The organism is Streptomyces sp. MBT53 (assembly GCF_016654115.1).
Classification (GTDB): Bacteria; Actinomycetota; Actinomycetes; order Streptomycetales; family Streptomycetaceae; genus Streptomyces.
This window is the reverse complement of sequence record NZ_JAEQAZ010000100.1, coordinates 1-17,791: the sequence shown is the minus strand read 5'-3', so window position 1 is coordinate 17,791 and position 17,791 is coordinate 1. Positions and strand designations below refer to the sequence as shown.

The window sequence follows — 17,791 nt, the reverse complement described above, 5'->3', positions numbered from 1 at the left end:
GCGTGAAGCCGTCTGCGGGTCGGTGCGGGTGTTGGCGTGGGGCCGCGCCTGGGGGCCTGTGCGGATGTTGGCGTGGGGCCGCCTGTGGGCCGCCACTGGGAGCGGCGCAAGAACGACCGTGGCTGGTGTCGGTGCCGCCGTGGAGCGGCCCTGGGCCCGGTGCCGGTGTCGGCGTGCAACTGCTTGTGGTCCGGTGCCGGTGTCGGCGTGCAACCACTTGTGGGGCAGTGCCGATGTCGCCGTGGAGCGCCCCACGGTCCGGCGCAGGCGCCGCCGGAAACCGCGCGCGGCCCAGTACCGGGGCTGGCGAAAGCCGCTTACGGGTTGGTGTCGGCGCTGCCGTAGAGCTGTCCCGCGGGCAGGTGTGGGTGTTGGCTTGGAGCTCTCCCGTGGGTCGCCGCGGGCATCGGCGTAAAACGCACCGCGGGTCGGTGCCGATGTTGTCGTGGAGCCGCGCGAGACCCGGTGCCGTTGCCGCCGGGGAGTCGCCCGGGACCTGGTGCCGATGTCGCCGTGGAGCTGCCCCGGGGTCGGTGCGGGTGTTGGCCCGGAGTCGGCTGCGGGGCGGTGTCGGCATTGGCGCACAGCGCACTGCGGATTGGTGTCGGCGCCGACGTAGAGCCGCCGGTGGCCCGGTCCCAATGTCTCCGCGCATCCAACTACGGACCAGAGCGGCGCTGCCGTGCAACCGCCTGCGGTCCGGCACAGGTGCCGACGAAAACGCTCGCGGGTCGGTGCTGACGCTGCGGTAGAGCCGCCGCGCGCGCCGGTGCCGGTGCCGTGGGAAACCGCCTGCGGCCTGGCACCGCAGTCGCCGGAAGCCGCTCGCGGGCCAGTGCGGCTGCTGCCTTGGAGCCGTCCCGCGAGGGGGTGTTGGTGCGTGCCGTCGGAAACCGGCCGCAGCTCGGCAGAGCAGTCGTCGGAGACCGCCCGCGGTCCGGCACCGCAGTCGCCGGAAGCCGCTCGCGGGCCAGCGCGGGTGCTGCCTTGGAGCCGTCCCGCGAGGGGGTGTCGGTGCCGTCGGAAACCGGCCGCAGCTCGGCAGAGTAGTCGTCGGAAACCGCCCGCAGCCCGGCACCGCAGTCGCCGGAAACCGCTCGTGGGCCGGTGCCTGTGCTGTCGCCGTGCCGCCCCGCGACCCGGCACCGGGGCCGCCCCAAACCGCTCGCGAGCCCCTGCCCCGCAGCCCCGTAGAGCCCCGCTCGCAAGCCGAAGCCCGGTGCCGCCGTAAGAGTCCCGTCAAAGGCGTGTGCGCCGCCGTATGGGACCCGTCAACGGCGGCCGAATCCGGTCATGGGCGCGGTTACCTCTAAGCGTCCGTTCCATTCGAACCTCAATCCAGGAGCTCACGATGGCCGATCTGGCCTTCGTCGTCACCACGGTCGCGGTCTTCGCGCTGGTGGCCCTCGTCGCCAAGGGGGTGACGAAGCTGTGACCGCCGAGGCTGCATTCATCGGCGGCGTCGGCTTCGTTGTGTCCGCCGCCCTGCCGGGCCATCTCGTCCTCACCCACGGGCGCCAGGGGGTGTCGCTGTGACCGCCGAGAACATCGTCGGCCTCGTCGTGGCCGTCGCCCTGCTGGGCTATCTCGTCCTCGCCCTGATCTTCCCGGAGAGGTTCTGAGCCACGACATGGGTCCTGTACTCGCAGGCGTCCTCCAGCTGCTCGCTCTCATAGGCGCGCTGGCTCTCGCCTACATCCCCCTCGGCAACTACATGGCCAAGGTCTACTCCTCCGACAAGCACTGGCGCGTCGAGAAGTGGATCTACAAGGGCATCGGTGCCGACCCGAACACCGAGATGCGCTGGCCCGCGTATCTGCGCGGAGTGCTCGCCTTCTCGGCCGTCGGTGTCTTCTTTCTCTATCTGCTGCAGCGGATCCAGGGCATCCTGCCCGGGTCGCTGGGGTTCTCCTCCGTCAATCCGGCGCAGTCGTTCAACACGGCCGTGTCGTTCGTGACGAACACCAACTGGCAGTCGTACTACGGCGAGCAGACCATGGGTCACGTCGTGCAGACCGCCGGTCTGGCCGTGCAGAACTTCGTCTCCGCGGCCGTCGGCATCGCCGTCGCGGTCGCTCTCGTACGGGGCTTCGCGCGCTCCCGTACCGGTGAACTCGGCAACTTCTGGGCCGACTTGGTGCGCGGGACGATCCGCATCCTGGTGCCGTTGTCGGTGGTTGCGGCCATCGTGCTCGTCGCCTGCGGTGCCATTCAGAACTTCTCCGGCATCCATGAAGTCGGGCAGTTCATGGGCGGGCATCAGCAGTGGAACGGCGGCGCGGTCGCCTCCCAGGAGGCCATCAAGGAGATCGGCACGAATGGTGGCGGTTACTTCAATGCCAACAGTGCCCACCCCTTCGAGAACCCGACTCCGTTCACGAACCTCTTCGAGATCTTCCTGCTGCTAGTGATCCCGTTCGCGCTGACCCGCACCTTCGGCGTGATGGTCGGCTCGATCAAGCAGGGCTACGCGATCCTCGCCACCATGGCCACCATCTGGGTCGGCTTCGTCGCCCTGATGATGTGGACCGAGTTCGCCCACCACGGCTCGGCGCTCCAGATCGCCGGCGGTGCGATGGAGGGCAAGGAACAGCGCATCGGCGTCGGCGCCTCCTCGATCTTCGCGGTGTCGACCACGCTGACCTCGACGGGCGCGGTGGACTCCTTCCACTCCTCGTTCACCGGTCTCGGCGGTGGAATCACCATGCTGGGCATGCAGTTGGGCGAGATCGCGCCCGGTGGTACCGGCTCCGGCCTCTACGGCATGCTGATCATGGCGGTCATCGCGGTGTTCATCGCCGGGCTGATGGTCGGCCGTACGCCCGAGTACCTGGGCAAGAAGATCGGCACCCGCGAGATGAAGCTCGCGGCCTGCTACATCCTGATCACCCCGGCCCTGGTGCTGATCTTCGCGGCCGCCTCCATGGCGCTGCCGACCCCGCCGCACTCGATGCTGAACTCCGGCGCGCACGGCTTTTCCGAAGTGCTGTACGCCTTCACCTCCGCCGCCAACAACAACGGCTCGGCCTTCGCCGGTCTGAACGCGAACACCGACTGGTTCAACACCATGACCGGACTCGCGATGCTGCTCGGCCGCTTCCTGCCGATGGTGTTCGTGCTGGCCCTGGCCGGTTCGCTCGCCGAGCAGAAGCCGGTGCCGGTCACCGCGGGCACCCTGCGCACCGAAAAGCCTTTGTTCACCGGTCTGTTGGTGGGCGCGATTCTCATCATCACCGGTCTGACCTACTTCCCGGCGCTGGCGCTGGGCCCGCTGGCCGAGGGGCTGGCGTCATGAGCACCCGTATAGAGAACACCGAGAACACAGAGAACACCGAGAACACAGACAACCAAGAGGACTCGATGTCCACAGCCACTCCGACCAGGGCGCCGCACAGCGATGTGCCGACCGGTCACGCGTCCCCCGAGGGGCGTGTCGGCGCGGGCCTGTTCGACCCCAAGCAGCTGATCAGGTCCCTGCCCGACGCCTGCCGCAAGCTCGACCCGCGGGTGATGGTCAAGTCGCCCGTGATGTTCGTGGTGTGGATCGGGTCCGTGCTGACCACGGTCTTCTCCTTCAAGGATCCGGGCGACTGGTTCGGCTGGACGATCAGCGCCTGGCTGTGGTTGACCGTCATCTTCGCCAACCTCGCGGAGGCCGTTGCCGAAGGCCGCGGCAAGGCGCAGGCCGACACCTTGCGCAAGGCCAAGACCGACACGGTGGCCAGGCGACTGAACGGTTCCGTCGAGGAGCAGGTCCCCGGCACCGAACTCCGCATCGGTGACCTGGTGGTGTGCGAGGCGGGCGACATCATCCCCGGCGACGGTGACGTCGTGGAAGGCGTGGCGAGTGTCGACGAGTCGGCCATCACCGGCGAGTCCGCGCCCGTCATCCGCGAGTCGGGCGGCGACCGTTCGGCCGTCACCGGTGGCACGAAGGTTCTCTCCGACCGCATCGTCATCAAGATCACGACGAAGCCCGGCGAGACCTTCATCGACCGGATGATCGCCCTGGTCGAGGGCGCCGCCCGGCAGAAGACGCCCAACGAGATCGCGCTGAACATCCTGTTGGCGTCCCTCACCATCGTCTTCCTGCTCGCCTGTGCCACGCTGCCGCCGTTCGCGGACTACGCGGGCACCCACCTCACGATGATCGTGCTGGTGGCCCTGTTGGTCTGTCTCATCCCTACGACCATCGGCGCGCTGCTCTCCGCGATCGGCATCGCGGGTATGGACCGGCTGGTGCAGCGGAACGTACTGGCCATGTCCGGCAGGGCGGTTGAGGCCGCGGGCGACGTCTCGACCCTCCTCCTCGACAAGACCGGCACCATCACCCTCGGCAACCGTCAGGCCTCCGAGTTCGTGCCGGTGACCGGCACCACCGCGGCCCAACTCGCCGACGCCGCCCAGCTTTCCTCGCTCGCCGACGAGACGCCCGAGGGCCGCTCCATCGTCGTTCTGGCGAAGGAGAAGTACGACCTGCGCGAGCGCAGCCAGGGCGAGTTGGCGCACGCCGAGTGGATCGCCTTCACCGCTCAGACCCGGATGTCGGGTGTGGACGTGGACGGGCGCAAGATCCGTAAGGGCGCGGCCGGTTCGGTCGTCGCCTGGGTCCGGGAGCGGGGAGGCGAGGTGTCCGAGGACGCCGGCGCGCTCACCGACCGGATCTCCGCGGCCGGCGGCACCCCGCTGCTGGTCGCGGTCGAAGACGCCGACGGCGCAAGGGTGTTGGGCGTCATCCACCTCAAGGACGTCGTCAAGGCCGGTATGCGCGAGCGGTTCGACGAGCTGCGCCGCATGGGCATCAAGACCGTCATGATCACCGGCGACAACCCGCTGACCGCCAAGGCGATCGCGGACGAGGCCGGTGTCGACGACTTCCTCGCGGAGGCCACTCCCGAGGACAAGATGGCGCTCATCAAGCGGGAGCAGGCCGGCGGCAAGCTGGTCGCGATGACCGGCGACGGCACGAACGACGCGCCCGCGCTGGCCCAGGCGGACGTGGGCGTCGCGATGAACACGGGCACGTCGGCCGCGAAGGAGGCCGGCAACATGGTCGACCTCGACTCGAACCCGACCAAGCTCATCGAGATCGTCGAGATCGGCAAGCAACTCCTCATCACCCGGGGCGCGTTGACGACGTTCTCCATCGCCAACGACGTCGCGAAGTACTTCGCGATCATCCCGGCGCTGTTCGCGGCGGTCTACCCGGGCCTGGACAAGCTCAACATCATGCACCTGGCCTCGCCCGACTCCGCGATCCTCTCCGCGGTCATCTTCAACGCGCTGGTCATCATCGCGCTGGTCCCGCTCTCCCTGCGGGGCGTGCGGTACCGGCCGGTCAGCGCGGACAAGATGCTCCGCCGCAACCTCGGGATCTACGGCATCGGCGGCCTGATCGCGCCCTTCATCGGCATCAAGATCATCGACCTCCTCATCTCCCTCATCCCCGGAATCGGCTGACCAGTTATGAACAACTCGGTATCCAACACAGCCCGGTTGCTCTGGGCGGCCCTGCGTGCCCTCCTCGTGCTGACCCTGGTGACCGGTGTCATCTACCCGCTGGCGGTCACGGGCGTGGCCCAGGCGCTGTTCAACGACAAGGCGAACGGCTCGGAGATCAAGGCGGAGGGCAAGGTCGTCGGTTCCTCGCTCATCGGTCAACAGGGTTACAGCCTGGACTACTTCCAGGGGCGCCCCGCCAACGGACTGGGCACGAACTCGGTCAACACCCAGTACAAGCTGATCCTCTCCGGTGCCACCAACCTCGCCGCCGACAGCAAGGTGCTCGTCAAGCAGGTGGAGGACGCCAAGGCGGCGGTCGTGAAGAACAACTCCACGGCCGACTACAAGGTCAAGCCCTCCCAGGTACCGGCCGACGCCGTCACCTCCTCCGGTTCCGGCCTCGACCCGGACATCTCCCCGGCCTACGCCGAACTCCAGGTCCACCGGGTCGCCGAGCGGAACCACCTCTCCGTCACCCAGGTGGAGAGGCTGGTCAAGGACCACACCGACGGCCGCACCCTCGGCTTCATCGGCGAACCCACGGTGAACGTCCTCGAACTCAACATCGCGCTCAAGTCCCTTGTGACGAAGAGCTGATGGCGTTACGCGACCGGCAGGGGAGTCGGCGGTCCGGGGGAGGTCCCGGTGCCGCCGACTCCCGCCGCCATGCCAGGGACCACACGAAAGGCACACCCCCATGACACGGGTGCTGGTGGTGGAGGACGACCCGCAGCTCGTACGGGCCCTCGTGATCAACATGCAGGCCCGCCAGTACGGCGTGGACGCGGCCCCCGACGGCGCCACCGCGCTCCGGCTCGCGGCCATGCGGCAGCCGGACGTCGTGATGCTCGACCTCGGGCTGCCCGACATGGACGGCGTCGACGTCATCAAGGCGCTGCGCGGCTGGACCCGGGTCCCGATCCTGGTGCTGTCGGCGCGGCAGGCCTCGGACGAGAAGGTCGCCGCCCTCGACGCGGGCGCTGACGACTACATCACCAAGCCGTTCAGCATGGACGAACTCCTGGCCCGGCTACGGGCCGCCGTCCGCCGCGTCGAGGACGTGCCGCTCGCCCCGACCACCACCGTGGTCACCACCGACGACTTCACCATCGACCTGCTCGCCAAGAAGGTCACTCGCGCCGGACACGACATCCGGCTCACCCCCACCGAGTGGCATCTGCTGGAGATCCTGATCACCAACCCGGGCCGCCTCGTCACGCAGAAGTACCTGCTGCAGGAGGTGTGGGGGGTGTCCCAGAGCAACAAGACCAACTATCTCCGGGTCTACATGGCCCAGTTGAGAAGGAAGTTGGAGGGGGATCCGTCGAGCCCCCGCTATCTGATCACCGAGCCCGGCATGGGCTACCGCTTCGAAGGATGACATGGGACGCGGCAAGCTCCGAATCTACCTCGGCGCGGCACCGGGCGTCGGCAAGACGTACGCGATGCTGTCCGAGGCGCACCGCCGAATCGAGCGGGGCACCGACTGCGTGGTCGCGTTCGTCGAGCACCACAACCGGCCGCGCACCGAGGTGATGCTGCACGGCCTGGAGGAGATCCCGCGCCGCGAACTCGCCTACCGGGACACGACGTTCAGCGAGATGGACGTCGACGCGGTGCTCGCCCGGCACCCCGAGGTGGCCCTCGTCGACGAGCTCCCGCACACCAACATCCCCGGGTCCCGCAACACCAAGCGCTGGCAGGACATCGAGGAGCTGCTGGCGGCGGGCATCGACGTGATCTCGACCGTCAACATCCAGCACCTGGAATCCCTGGGCGACATCGTCGAGTCCATCACCGGCGTACGGCAACAGGAGACCGTCCCGGACGAAGTCGTCCGCCGCGCCGACCAGATCGAGCTGGTCGACATGTCACCGCCCGCGCTGCGACGCCGGATGGCCCACGGCAACATCTACAAGCCGGACAAGGTCGACGCGGCTCTGTCGAACTACTTCCGCCCCGGAAACCTCACCGCGCTACGGGAGTTGGCGCTCCTGTGGCTGGCCGACCGGGTCGACGCCTACCTCCAGGAGTACCGCAGCGAGCACCGCGTCTCGGCGATCTGGGGCTCACGCGAGCGGATCGTCGTAGGCCTCACCGGCGGCCCGGAGGGACGTACGCTCATCCGCCGAGCCGCGCGTCTCGCCGAAAAGGGCGCGGGCGGTGAGGTGTTGGCGCTCTACATCTCCCGCAGTGACGGCCTGACCTCAGCCTCCCCGAAGGAGCTGGCCCAACAGCGCACACTCGTCGAGGACTTGGGCGGCACCTTCCACCAAGTCGTGGGCGAGGACATCCCGGTGGCCCTGCTGGACTTCGCGCGCGGGGTCAACGCCACCCAGATCGTCCTCGGCGTCTCCCGCCGCAAGGGCTGGCAGTACGTCTTCGGGCCCGGCGTCGGCTCGACGGTCGCCCGGGACTCGGGACCCGACCTCGACGTCCACCTCATCACCCACGACGAGGCGGGCAAGGGGCGCGGACTGCCCGTGAACCGGGGCGCCCGGCTCGGACGGGCCAGGATCGTCTGGGGCTGGCTGGCCGGTATCGGCGGCCCGCTGCTGCTGACCTGGCTGCTGAGCGGTGTCGCGCCCGAAGTCGGCCTGGCCAACGACATGTTGCTGTACCTGGCCCTGACCGTGGCGGCGGCCCTGCTCGGCGGACTCCTTCCCGCGCTGGCCTCGGCGGCGGTCGGATCGCTGCTGCTGAACTGGTACTTCACCCCACCCGTGCACACCTTCACCATCGCCGACCCGAAGAACATCGTCGCCATCGCGATCTTCGTCGCCGTCGCGGTGTCCGTGGCCTCGGTGGTGGATCTCGCCGCGCGGCGCACCCAGCAGGCGGCCCGGCTGCGCGCCGAGTCGGAGATCCTGTCCTTCCTCGCGGGCAATGTGCTGCGCGGCGAGACCAGCCTCGAAGCGCTCCTGGAACGGGTCCGCGAGACCTTCGGCATGGAGTCGGCCGCCCTGCTGGAGCGGGCGAGCGACGTCGAGCCCTGGACCTGTGCGGGCAGCGTGGGCCCGCGCCCCTGCCAGAGCCCCGAGGACGCGGACGTGGACGTACCGGTCGGCGACCACATGGCCCTCGCGCTCTCCGGCCGGGTGCTCCCGGCCGAGGACCGCCGCGTCCTCGCCGCCTTCGCGGCACAGGCAGCCGTCGTACTGGACCGCAGACGCCTGCGCGAAGAGGCCGACCAGGCCCGCGCGTTGGCCGAGGGCAACCGCATCCGTACGGCCCTGCTCGCGGCCGTGAGCCACGACCTGCGGACGCCCCTCGCCGGCATCAAGGCGGCCGTCACCTCGCTCCGTTCCGAGGACATCGCCTGGTCGGACGAGGACCGGGCGGAGTTGCTGGCCGGCATCGAGGACGGCGCCGACCGCCTGGACAACCTGGTCGGGAACCTCCTCGACATGTCCCGGCTGCAGACCGGCACGGTCACCCCGATGATCCGCGAGGTGGACCTCGACGAGGTCGTCCCGATGGCGCTGGGCGGAGTCCCCGAGGACACCGTCGAACTGGACATCCCGGAGACGTTGCCCATGGTCGCCGTCGATCCCGGGCTCCTTGAGCGGGCCGTGGCCAACCTCGTCGAGAACGCGGTGAAGTACAGCCCGGAGTCAACTCCCGTACTGGTCAAGGCGAGTGCCATCGCCGACCGCGTCGAGATCCGCGTGGTCGACCGCGGCCCGGGCGTCCCCGACGAGGCCAAGAACCGCATCTTCGAACCCTTCCAGCGCTACGGCGACGCCCCGCGCGGCGCCGGAGTCGGCCTCGGCCTCGCCGTCGCCCGCGGCTTCACCGAGGCGCTCGGCGGCACGCTCAGCGCCGAGGACACACCGGGCGGTGGCCTCACCATGGTGCTCAGTCTCCAGTTCGCCCCCGCTCTTGCCCCGGTCGAAGGACCCACCTACAGTCCCGCTCCGTAATGTTCGGTGATCGGCCCGAAACTTTCGAGCGGGCCGGGCGGAGGGACTGAGTCGCATGCGGACGTACGACAACCCGGTCATCGGCGGGTTCCATCCCGACCCCAGCGTGTGCCGGGTCGGCGAGGACTACTACCTCGCGTGTTCCAGCTTCGAGTACTTCCCGGGCGTCCCGCTCTTCCACAGCCGGGACCTGGTGCACTGGCGCCAGATCGGCAACGCCCTTGACCGGCCGAGCCAGTTGGACCTGCCGGACGACACCCCCGCCTCGGCCGGCATCTACGCCCCGACCCTCCGCCACCACGACGGCCGCTTCTACCTCATCACCACCGACGTCGGCGGCAAGGGCAACTTCCTCGTCACCGCCGAGCGGCCCGAGGGGCCCTGGTCGGACCCGGTGCTCGTCGACGTGCCGGGTATCGACCCGGACCTGGCCTGGGACGAGGACGGGAACTGCTGGTGTGCCGTGGCCGGGGTGAAGGTGGCCCGCATCGACCCGGCGACCGGCAAGGTCCTGGAGGGCCCGCTCCCCGTCTGGTCCGGCACGGGACTCCAGCACCCGGAGGCCCCGCACCTGTACCGCGTCGGCGACTGGTGGTACCTGATGCTGGCCGAGGGCGGCACCGCACACGGCCACAGCGTCTCGATCGCCCGCGCCCGCTCCCCGCGCGGACCCTACGAACCGGCCCCCGCCAACCCCGTCCTGACCCACCGCAGCACCGACCTCCCCATCCAGAGCACCGGCCACGCCGACCTGGTCACGGCCCCCGACGGCACCTGGTGGATGGTGCTGCTCGGCACCCGGCCCCGGGGCTGGTTCCCCGGCTTCCACGTGCTGGGCCGCGAGACGTTCCTCACCCCGGTGGAATGGGTGGACGGCTGGCCACGGGTCGGCCCGGTGCGGGAACAGCACCCGGCGCCGGAGGCCTGGCACCCCTTCCAACTCCCGCCGGTACGCGACGACTTCGACGCCCCGACCCTCGCCTTCTCCTGGATCTCCCCGCGCAACAGGCCGGACGGCAGCTGGTCGTTGACCGAGCGGCCGGGGTGGCTGACCCTCGACGCGCAGGCCGGCCCCGCCTTTATCGGACGCCGGCAGCAGCACCCCGACTGCCGGGCGGCGGTCCGCATCGACCCCGGCTCAGGCCGCGCCGGTCTCTCCGTCCGCATGGACGAGGCCCATCACTACGACATCGAGATCGCCGGGGGAGTGGTGAGCGTGTTCGCGCGGATCGGCCCGGTACGGCAGCGGGTCGCGGAGCGGCCGGTACCGCCCGGCCCGGTCACCCTCGCTGTCGACATCGGCACGGCCGACACCGGCACGCGCGGCCCCGACACCCTCACCTTTTCCGTGGAGGGACCCGAAGGAGCCGTAGAACTGGCCGAGTTGGACGGCCGCTATCTCTCCACCCAGGTCGCTGGGGGCTTCACCGGGCGAGTGATCGGCATGTATGCCGGCGAGGGCACGGCGGCCTTCGACTGGTTCGAGTATTCGGCACTCGGGGAGGCACTCGTATAGCGGTCGACTACGGGGAGTGATCAGCCCCGGATATGCGTCGGGGCCGGTGCGCACCGAAATATGTGCGGCCGGCCCCTCATGTCCTTGAAATGCTCAGGCGGCCGTCATCACCTGGCGGTGCGGGGCGATGATCTGGCCGTCGGGCAGGAGCTCACCGGTGTCCTCGAACAGGAGAACGCCGTTGCACAGCAGGCTCCAGCCCTGTTCCGGATGGCTCGCCATGAGACGGGCGGATTCCCGGTCGGCTGATTCGGCTGTGGGACACGGTGGCTGGTGCTTGCACATTGGTGGGATCTCTCGCTCTGTTGTGGTCATGTCCGTCCCCCGTGGTGTTGAGTTGGTCCGAACCCAGTGTTGCCCCACGGGCGTCAATCCGCAGGGATTTAGCGGCACCGCTTCTCACAGGTTGATGACGCGTCACCCGCGTGGACGGTTCATCCCAATTCCCGGCTCGTACGAGCTATTTCCTGCTCGTACGAGCGTTACGAGCATAAAGAGGATCGGAAACGCGATCGTACCCCGCCACCGGGAATTCGGTGACGGGGTACGGGAGTGACAGCGGAGAGAAGTCAGGCGGGTGAACTGAGTAGCGGCGCCGGAGTCACCCGATGAGTCAGCACCGGCAGCAACTCGGCGACCCGGTGCGGACGGTGGGCCGCGATGCCGGGGGGTGCCGGGGCCAGTGGGACCAGCAGATCGGTCGCGGCGGGGTGGCCGCCGGCGCCGTCCGCGGTGAGATCGCCGTGCAGCCACAGCGTGAGCATGTAGAGGCCGGGCACGGAGAGCAGGCGCGGCTGGTAGGCGCCCTTCATGTTCTCGGCCTGGCGCAGCGCCCGCTCGGTCGCGGCGATGTACGGGCCCTCGAAGAAGTGTGAGAACGCCCAGCCGTCGGGGGTCAGCATCGTCTCGGCGGCGGCGACCGCGCGGTCACCGCAGCGGATCAGGAAACGCCACCCGGCCAGCGAGGTGACGGCCGTCCCCTCCGGCGTGACGCGGTCCAGTACGTGGACGGGCAACGGGAGTTCGGGTGTGGCGGGCCCCTGGGCCGCGCGCAGTGAGGGTGTTCGGGCCTCGCGGACGGCGGTGGGGGAACCGAGTGCCGTGAGAACGGAGCGCAGTGCGGGCGCGGGAGCCGGGGGGACATGCAGCGGCATGGTGGGTCGCCTCTCATTCGACAGGCACGGTGGCGCGAGGGCGGGACGGGGGCGGACGGCGCTGTCAGCTCTCGGGGTCAGAGAGGCGGGGCCGGGGTGCTGTGAACATGGGTGCGGCCTGCCGCACGTCACCTCGACGGCAGGTTCCAGGACTGTGGCGCCAACCTTCTGCCTTGTTCGCGGAGTTTATACGACACGTGTTCAGACGGTGTTTCGTCTAACCGTTTCCCGTATGAACAACAAGGGACCATTCGGCCAGCGATTCGCGGGAATCATCCCGGTTCCGAACCGGGGAAACGGCGATGACCTCGGGATATGTCACCGATGCGGTCGGCCAATTCTCGTCGGCGTTTTTCACGAGGCCCGCATTGCGCGCGGAACCGCGCATCGCCCCATGCCTCGTGAATGTGCCGCGGGTCACTTCGGACCAGAGTAGCGGGCGCCGGGCCGCCGCGGGACGTTATCGATCGCCAGGTCTGGGCATCATCCTTCCTACCCGGGACGAGGAGGTGGGGCTTCGATGGGGGAGAAGGTCGTGGCAGGGCCGTTCGAGCTCGCCGACCGCCAGCGCTACCGCGCCAAGCTGCGGCGGTGCCTGACGGGACTGGAGCGGCTGCTGGCCGAGAAGCGGTTCGACCGCCCCAGGAACCTCATGGGGCTGGAGATCGAACTCAACCTCGCCGGCGCCGACGGCATGCCGAAAATGTTGAATGCGCAAGTCCTCGAACGCATCGCGAGCCGAGATTTCCAAACAGAACTCGCCATGTTCAATCTGGAAGTCAACATTGCCCCACATCGATTGGAGGGCCGGGTATTCGACCGGCTCGCCGAGGAGATCCGCACGTCACTGGCATATGCCCACCGGAAAGCGGGCGAGGTCGACGCCGGAATAGTGATGATCGGCATTCTGCCGACCCTCGACCGGGACGACCTGGTCTCCTCGAACCTCTCCGCGGTCGACCGCTACACCCTGCTGAACGATCAGATCGTGGCCGCCCGGGGCGAGGATTTCGTCCTCGACATCGACGGCGTCGAGCACCTCACCTGTACCTCCGGCTCCATCGCGCCCGAAGCCGCCTGCACCTCCGTGCAGTTGCACCTCCAGGTCACCCCGGACCGCTTCGCCGACGTGTGGAACGCGGCCCAGGCCGTCGCCGCCGCCCAGGTCGCCGTCGGCGCCAACTCGCCCTTCCTGTTCGGCCGTGAGCTGTGGCCCGAGTCCCGCCCGCCGCTCTTCCAGCAGGCCACCGACACCCGCCCGCCCGAACTCCAGGCCCAGGGCGTCCGCCCCCGCACCTGGTTCGGCGAACGCTGGGTCACCTCGGCCTACGACCTCTTCGAGGAGAACCTCCGCTACTTCCCGCCGCTGCTCCCGGTCCACGACGACGAGGAACCCCTCGACGTCCTCGACGCCGGTGGCATCCCCACCCTCGCCGAACTCGTCCTGCACAACGGCACGGTGTACCGCTGGAACCGCCCGGTCTACGGCATCGCCGACGGCGTCCCGCACCTCCGCGTCGAGAACCGCGTCCTGCCGGCCGGACCCACCGTCACCGACGTCATGGCCAACACCGCCTTCTACTACGGCGTCGTCCGCGCCCTCGCCGAGGAGTCGCGGCCGGTGTGGACCCGGCTGCCTTTCGAGGCCGCCGCCGCCAACTTCGACACCGCGTGCCGCCACGGCATCGACGCCCGCCTAATCTGGCCCCGGCGCGGACGGCTCGGCGGCACCACCGAGATCGACGCGGTGGCCCTCGTACGCGACGAACTGCTGCCGCTCGCCGAGGCCGGACTGGACGCCTGGGGAGTCGAACCGGCCGACCGGGACCTGTACTTGGGCGTCATCGACGAACGCTGCCGACGCCGGGCCAACGGCGCGACCTGGCAGTCCGCCACCTTCCACCGCGCCCTCGAACAGGGCCTGACCAGGGAAGCCGCCTTCGCCGCGACGACCCGCCGCTACAGCGAGTTGATGCACCTCGGAGAGCCGGTGCATACGTGGCCGGTGGGCCTCCCGGAACCGGCGCCACTGGGGTGAACCTCCGTTGCCTCAGCCCGAGTTGGCGGAGGCGCCCGCCGCGCCCGCCGCCACGACGGCCTGGAGGATCACCGACTGGATCTGGGCCGGGTTGCTCACCTCGTGGCCCGAGCCGCCGGTCGCCTCGGCGATCTGTGTGGCCTCCTCCTTGTCGGCCTCGGGACCCACCGCGATCATGATCAGCGGCACCGGCCGCTCAGGGCTGGCGAGTTGGCGCAACTCCTTGAGGAGCGTGGTGCGCGAGATGCTGCCCGGGTCCTGGTTGACCCCGTCGGTCAGAATCACCAGCGCGTTGAACTTCCCGTCCGCATAAGAGGACGTGGCCGCCTTGTACGCGGCGAGCGTGGTGTCGTAGAGCCCCGTCGCCCCGTTCGGCACCGGCTTCAGACTCCCGAACGCGGCCGACAGCCGGTCCCGTTGGGTGCCGCCGCCCACGCGGTCGCCGAGCCGCTCGGTCGGCACCAGCACGCGGTAGTCCTTGTTCCCGTCGAGCTTCGTGGAGAACTCCCACAGCCCGATCTCGTCCTCGGGCGTGAACGTGGCCAGCGCCTGCAGCAGCGACGCCTTGGTGACGTCCATCCGCGACTGCCCGGTCCCCGGCACCGACTCCGACATCGACGACGACGCGTCCACGACGGTGGTGATCCGTGCGCTCTGCACCGTGATCGTCCACGTCCCCAGCGCCTCCTGGAGCGCCGCGTCGGAGGCCGGCTCGGCGGGCGCCACGGCGTACGGCTGGGGACTGCTGCCCCCGGCCTTGGCGACCACCGCCTTCGGCGCGTCCTGGTCATCGGTGCGGAAGCCGTACTTCTCCATCAGCTTCTGCTGCGCGGGCCGGCTCAGATACGTCATGAACCGGATCGCGGCCCGGCTCTGGTCCGTCGTCTGCCGCTCCCGGTCCACCAGGTTGTACGGATAGTCCAGCCGGGGAGAGCCGTCCTTCGGATAGAACAGGTCGAGACTCCCGCCGCCGTCCGCCGACGCGTTGTACGCGAACGCCGACTGCTCGCTCAGCACCAGCGCCTGGTTGCGCTTCGGATTGCCCTGCTCGGTGCCCGAGGAGTCGCGCGGCAGCGTGTCCAGCACCTGGCTGTCGGTGTCCGAGATCCGCTGCGACAGCGTCTTCATCATCGCCGCCGCCTGCGTGTCACCGCCCTTGACCTTCGCGGCGGCCGTACTGAGCTGCGTCAGCGCGAGCAGTCCGGTCGCGCTCCGCGCCGGATCGGCCGCGCCCAGCCGCAACGAGTCGTCCTGGAGGGTGGCACCGGCCAGGTCGAGCCAGGTGTACGTCTTCTGCGGCCACCCCAGCGACTTCGCGGCGGCCGGGACCATCGCCACGCCGACCGGGGTGGAGGCGACGTTGCCCGCGGGAGTCGCCTCCGTCGCGACCGAGTCGGCGGCCGACGTCACCTGGTTCACCCACAACTCCGAGTCGGGCACCCACACTTGTACGTCCGGGTGCTTGCCCGACCTGAGCGTGTCCGCGAACTTGTACGACTCCTGGGCGGTCACCGAGATGTTCAGGCACTGCCCGTCGGACGTGATGTTCTCGTCGCGCGCTTTTCCGGCCGCCGCGCGCAGGGCGGGAGCCATGTCGGGGGAGGCGGCCAGTTTCAGTCGTACCGCGTCCTTGCGGCAGGAGGAACCGAAGGAGAGGAGCCCGCTCTGCACCGCGACCGCGGTACCGCCGGCGACGGTCAGTACGAGCACCGTGGCGAGGGCCACCTTGCGGCGCCGCGCGCGGGGGCGGGGGTCGCTGCCGCCCGCCCGCTGCGGATCGGGCAAGCTGTGACGTCCCATGACGGTGGTGCCCCTCCCTGTTGAACCTCGTGCCTCCGTCTCCCCCAACGGCCTGTCGCGCACGATCTTCGTAAGTTCTTTCGAGACCCTAGCGGGGCGAAGATGGGCATGAGGCGGGATTTCCGAACTGAAGGCAGGTGTGCAGGTGGAGGCAGGGCAGGTGGCCGAAACTTTTCCGCTGGAGCGGCCCACACGGCGGATTCTCCGGTCCGAGGCACTGCTCGTTCTGGGGCTTTCGCTCGGTGCGAGTGGAATGTCCGCCCTGATCAGCTTTGTCGGATCGGTCACGAAACCGGGCGGTCTCAAGGACCAGGCGGCCACCCTCAACGCCTCAGCCGCGCCCGGCCGTCCATGGCTGGATCTCGCCTGGCAGCTCTTCGGTATCGCGTCGGCCCTCGTCCCCGTCGCCCTCGTCGCGCACTTCCTGCTCAGGGAGGGCGAGAGCCTGCGCACGATCGGCTTCGACCGCACCCGGCCCTGGCCCGACCTGGGTCGAGGCGCGGCGATCGCGGCGGTGATCGGCAGCACCGGCATCGCGTTCTACCTGGCCGCACGGGGTCTCGGCTTCAACCTCACGGTGGTGCCGGAGGCGCTGCCCGACGTCTGGTGGAAGTACCCGGTCCTGATCCTCTCCGCGATGCAGAATGCGATCCTCGAAGAAGTGATCGTGGTGGGCTATCTCCTGCGCCGCCTCGGCCAGTTGGGCTGGACGCCTGGCACCGCCCTGGTGGCCAGTTCCGTACTGCGCGGTAGCTACCACCTCTACCAGGGCGTCGGCGGCTTCGTCGGCAACATGGTGATGGGCGTGGTCTTCGTCTACCTGTACCGCCGTTGGGGCCGCGTGGGCCCCCTGGTCGTGGCGCATTCCCTGCTCGACATCGGGGCGTTCGTCGGCTACGCGCTGCTGGCGGGCAAGGTGGGCTGGCTGCCGACGGCGTAAGTCCCTTGTGGGGCAAGCTTGTTGCTGCTCAGGCGAGCAGTTCGCCGTCGATGACGGTGACCGCGCGACCGGTCAACAGGGTCCGGTCGCCGCGCAGTTCGGTACGGACGAGCCCGGACCGGGGCGAAGCCTGAAGCCCGGTGAGGGTGGTGCGCCCGAGCCGCTCGGACCAGTACGGAGCCAGCGCCGTGTGCGCGCTGCCGGTGACCGGGTCCTCGTCGATACCGACGTTCGGGAAGAAGCAGCGGGACACGAAGTCGTAGCCCCGCGTGGGGTCTTCGGCGCGGGCGGTGGCGATGATCCCGCGCTCGGAATAGGCGGCGAGCGCCTTGTGATCGGGTGCCAGTCCTACGACGGTCTTCTCGTCGGCGAGTTCGACGACCAGGTCGCGGATGTTCGGCCCGGTGTCGAAGGCGGTCAGCGCTTCGGCACCCAGGGCCTCGGTGACACCGTCCGGGATCTCGACGGCGGTGAGCGGAGCGGTCGGGAAGTCGAGGGTGATCGACCCGTCCGGTGCCGGCGTGGCGATGAGCACACCACTGCGGGTGCTGAACCGCACGGGGCCCTCGTGGGCGCCGATGGTGTGCAGCACATGGGCCGTGGCGAGGGTCGCGTGGCCGCACATCGCGACCTCAGTGGCCGGCGTGAACCACCGCAGTGCCCAGTCGGCGGCCCCGCCCGCGGGCAGCCGGTGCGCGAACGCGGTCTCGGCGTGATTGACCTCCATCGCGACCTGCTGCAGCCAGCCGTCGCCCTCCGGGAAGCCGTCGAGAAGCACGACCCCGGCCGGATTGCCGGCGAAGGGACGGTCGGTGAACGCGTCGACGATTCGAATCCGCATGATGTGACGCTAGGGGGTTGCCGGCCTGCTGGGCCAAGGCCAATTCGGGGGTGGTGGACTGATTGGGTGGCGGGGGT

General features: G+C 69.4%; 14 protein-coding genes. 10 read left to right on the top strand and 4 right to left on the bottom strand.

The annotated features are described in order from the left end of the window. The first annotated feature begins 1,261 nt into the window (after positions 1-1,261). From JHN45_RS30770 to JHN45_RS30735, 8 genes are all read left to right on the top strand, one after another. On the top strand, positions 1,262-1,435 hold the full coding sequence (locus tag JHN45_RS30770; RefSeq protein ID WP_200713606.1) for a hypothetical protein: 174 nt from the start codon (positions 1,262-1,264) through the stop codon (positions 1,433-1,435). Positions 1,436-1,532: 97 nt separating this feature from the next. Further along, on the top strand, positions 1,533-1,622 hold the full coding sequence (gene kdpF, locus JHN45_RS30765) for a K(+)-transporting ATPase subunit F (protein ID WP_016434100.1): 90 nt from the start codon (positions 1,533-1,535) through the stop codon (positions 1,620-1,622). 8 nt (positions 1,623-1,630) lie between these two features. Then, positions 1,631-3,295 carry a potassium-transporting ATPase subunit KdpA gene (gene kdpA / locus JHN45_RS30760; RefSeq protein ID WP_200713596.1) on the top strand — a complete coding sequence of 555 codons (1,665 nt, stop codon included), beginning with the start codon at positions 1,631-1,633 and terminating at the stop codon, positions 3,293-3,295. Between the two features lie 65 nt (positions 3,296-3,360). Beyond that, positions 3,361-5,460 carry a potassium-transporting ATPase subunit KdpB gene (gene kdpB, locus JHN45_RS30755; protein ID WP_201051901.1) on the top strand — a complete coding sequence of 700 codons (2,100 nt, stop codon included), beginning with the start codon at positions 3,361-3,363 and terminating at the stop codon, positions 5,458-5,460. A 6-nt stretch (positions 5,461-5,466) separates the two neighbouring features. Beyond that, on the top strand, positions 5,467-6,099 hold the full coding sequence (locus tag JHN45_RS30750; RefSeq protein WP_201051882.1) for a potassium-transporting ATPase subunit C: 633 nt from the start codon (positions 5,467-5,469) through the stop codon (positions 6,097-6,099). Positions 6,100-6,199: 100 nt separating this feature from the next. Further along, positions 6,200-6,883 carry a response regulator gene (locus tag JHN45_RS30745; RefSeq protein WP_200713598.1) on the top strand — a complete coding sequence of 228 codons (684 nt, stop codon included), beginning with the start codon at positions 6,200-6,202 and terminating at the stop codon, positions 6,881-6,883. Between the two features lies 1 nt (position 6,884). Continuing rightward, on the top strand, positions 6,885-9,425 hold the full coding sequence (locus tag JHN45_RS30740; protein WP_201051881.1) for a sensor histidine kinase KdpD: 2,541 nt from the start codon (positions 6,885-6,887) through the stop codon (positions 9,423-9,425). 55 nt (positions 9,426-9,480) lie between these two features. Beyond that, the gene (locus JHN45_RS30735; RefSeq protein WP_200713600.1) at positions 9,481-10,941 is read left to right on the top strand and encodes a glycoside hydrolase family 43 protein; all 1,461 of its coding nucleotides are present in this window, start codon (positions 9,481-9,483) and stop codon (positions 10,939-10,941) included. 93 nt (positions 10,942-11,034) lie between these two features. On the opposite strand, the gene JHN45_RS30730 is transcribed toward JHN45_RS30735, so the two are convergent. Further along, positions 11,035-11,226, bottom strand: coding sequence for a DUF5999 family protein (locus JHN45_RS30730; protein ID WP_026178910.1), 192 nt, complete (start codon positions 11,224-11,226; stop codon positions 11,035-11,037). A gap of 284 nt (positions 11,227-11,510) precedes the next feature. Beyond that, positions 11,511-12,095, bottom strand: a complete 585-nt coding sequence (locus JHN45_RS30725; RefSeq protein ID WP_019071091.1) for a hypothetical protein — start codon at positions 12,093-12,095, stop codon at positions 11,511-11,513. Between the two features lie 520 nt (positions 12,096-12,615). Between JHN45_RS30725 and JHN45_RS30720 the strand changes: the two genes are divergently transcribed. Further along, entirely contained in the window at positions 12,616-14,133 is a 1,518-nt protein-coding gene (locus JHN45_RS30720; protein ID WP_200713601.1) for a glutamate-cysteine ligase family protein, read from the top strand. Positions 14,134-14,145: 12 nt separating this feature from the next. Here JHN45_RS30720 and JHN45_RS30715 read toward each other — a convergent pair whose 3' ends face one another. After that, on the bottom strand, positions 14,146-15,933 hold the full coding sequence (locus JHN45_RS30715) for a substrate-binding and VWA domain-containing protein (protein ID WP_201051878.1): 1,788 nt from the start codon (positions 15,931-15,933) through the stop codon (positions 14,146-14,148). A gap of 139 nt (positions 15,934-16,072) precedes the next feature. On the opposite strand from JHN45_RS30715, the gene JHN45_RS30710 reads away from it, so the two are divergent. Continuing rightward, positions 16,073-16,873 (top strand): CPBP family intramembrane glutamic endopeptidase, encoded by an 801-nt coding sequence (locus JHN45_RS30710; protein WP_201051876.1) that lies wholly within the window; start codon positions 16,073-16,075, stop codon positions 16,871-16,873. A 28-nt stretch (positions 16,874-16,901) separates the two neighbouring features. Here JHN45_RS30710 and JHN45_RS30705 read toward each other — a convergent pair whose 3' ends face one another. Then, positions 16,902-17,714: a PhzF family phenazine biosynthesis protein gene (locus JHN45_RS30705; RefSeq protein ID WP_201051874.1), complete on the bottom strand. Its 813-nt coding sequence runs from the start codon at positions 17,712-17,714 to the stop codon at positions 16,902-16,904. Between the last annotated feature and the right edge of the window lie 77 nt (positions 17,715-17,791).

Excerpts from the sequence above, each read along its gene's own strand:
- JHN45_RS30770 (WP_200713606.1), top strand. The coding sequence starts at position 1,262 with ATGGGACCCGTCAACGGCGGCCGAATCCGGTCATGGGCGCGGTTACCT.
- kdpA (WP_200713596.1), top strand. The coding sequence starts at position 1,631 with ATGGGTCCTGTACTCGCAGGCGTCCTCCAGCTGCTCGCTCTCATAGGC.
- kdpB (WP_201051901.1), top strand. The coding sequence starts at position 3,361 with ATGTCCACAGCCACTCCGACCAGGGCGCCGCACAGCGATGTGCCGACC.
- JHN45_RS30750 (WP_201051882.1), top strand. The coding sequence starts at position 5,467 with ATGAACAACTCGGTATCCAACACAGCCCGGTTGCTCTGGGCGGCCCTG.
- JHN45_RS30745 (WP_200713598.1), top strand. The coding sequence starts at position 6,200 with ATGACACGGGTGCTGGTGGTGGAGGACGACCCGCAGCTCGTACGGGCC.
- JHN45_RS30740 (WP_201051881.1), top strand. The coding sequence starts at position 6,885 with ATGGGACGCGGCAAGCTCCGAATCTACCTCGGCGCGGCACCGGGCGTC.
- JHN45_RS30735 (WP_200713600.1), top strand. The coding sequence starts at position 9,481 with ATGCGGACGTACGACAACCCGGTCATCGGCGGGTTCCATCCCGACCCC.
- JHN45_RS30730 (WP_026178910.1), bottom strand. The coding sequence starts at position 11,226 with ATGTGCAAGCACCAGCCACCGTGTCCCACAGCCGAATCAGCCGACCGG.
- JHN45_RS30725 (WP_019071091.1), bottom strand. The coding sequence starts at position 12,095 with ATGCCGCTGCATGTCCCCCCGGCTCCCGCGCCCGCACTGCGCTCCGTT.
- JHN45_RS30720 (WP_200713601.1), top strand. The coding sequence starts at position 12,616 with ATGGGGGAGAAGGTCGTGGCAGGGCCGTTCGAGCTCGCCGACCGCCAG.
- JHN45_RS30715 (WP_201051878.1), bottom strand. The coding sequence starts at position 15,933 with ATGGGACGTCACAGCTTGCCCGATCCGCAGCGGGCGGGCGGCAGCGAC.
- JHN45_RS30705 (WP_201051874.1), bottom strand. The coding sequence starts at position 17,714 with ATGCGGATTCGAATCGTCGACGCGTTCACCGACCGTCCCTTCGCCGGC.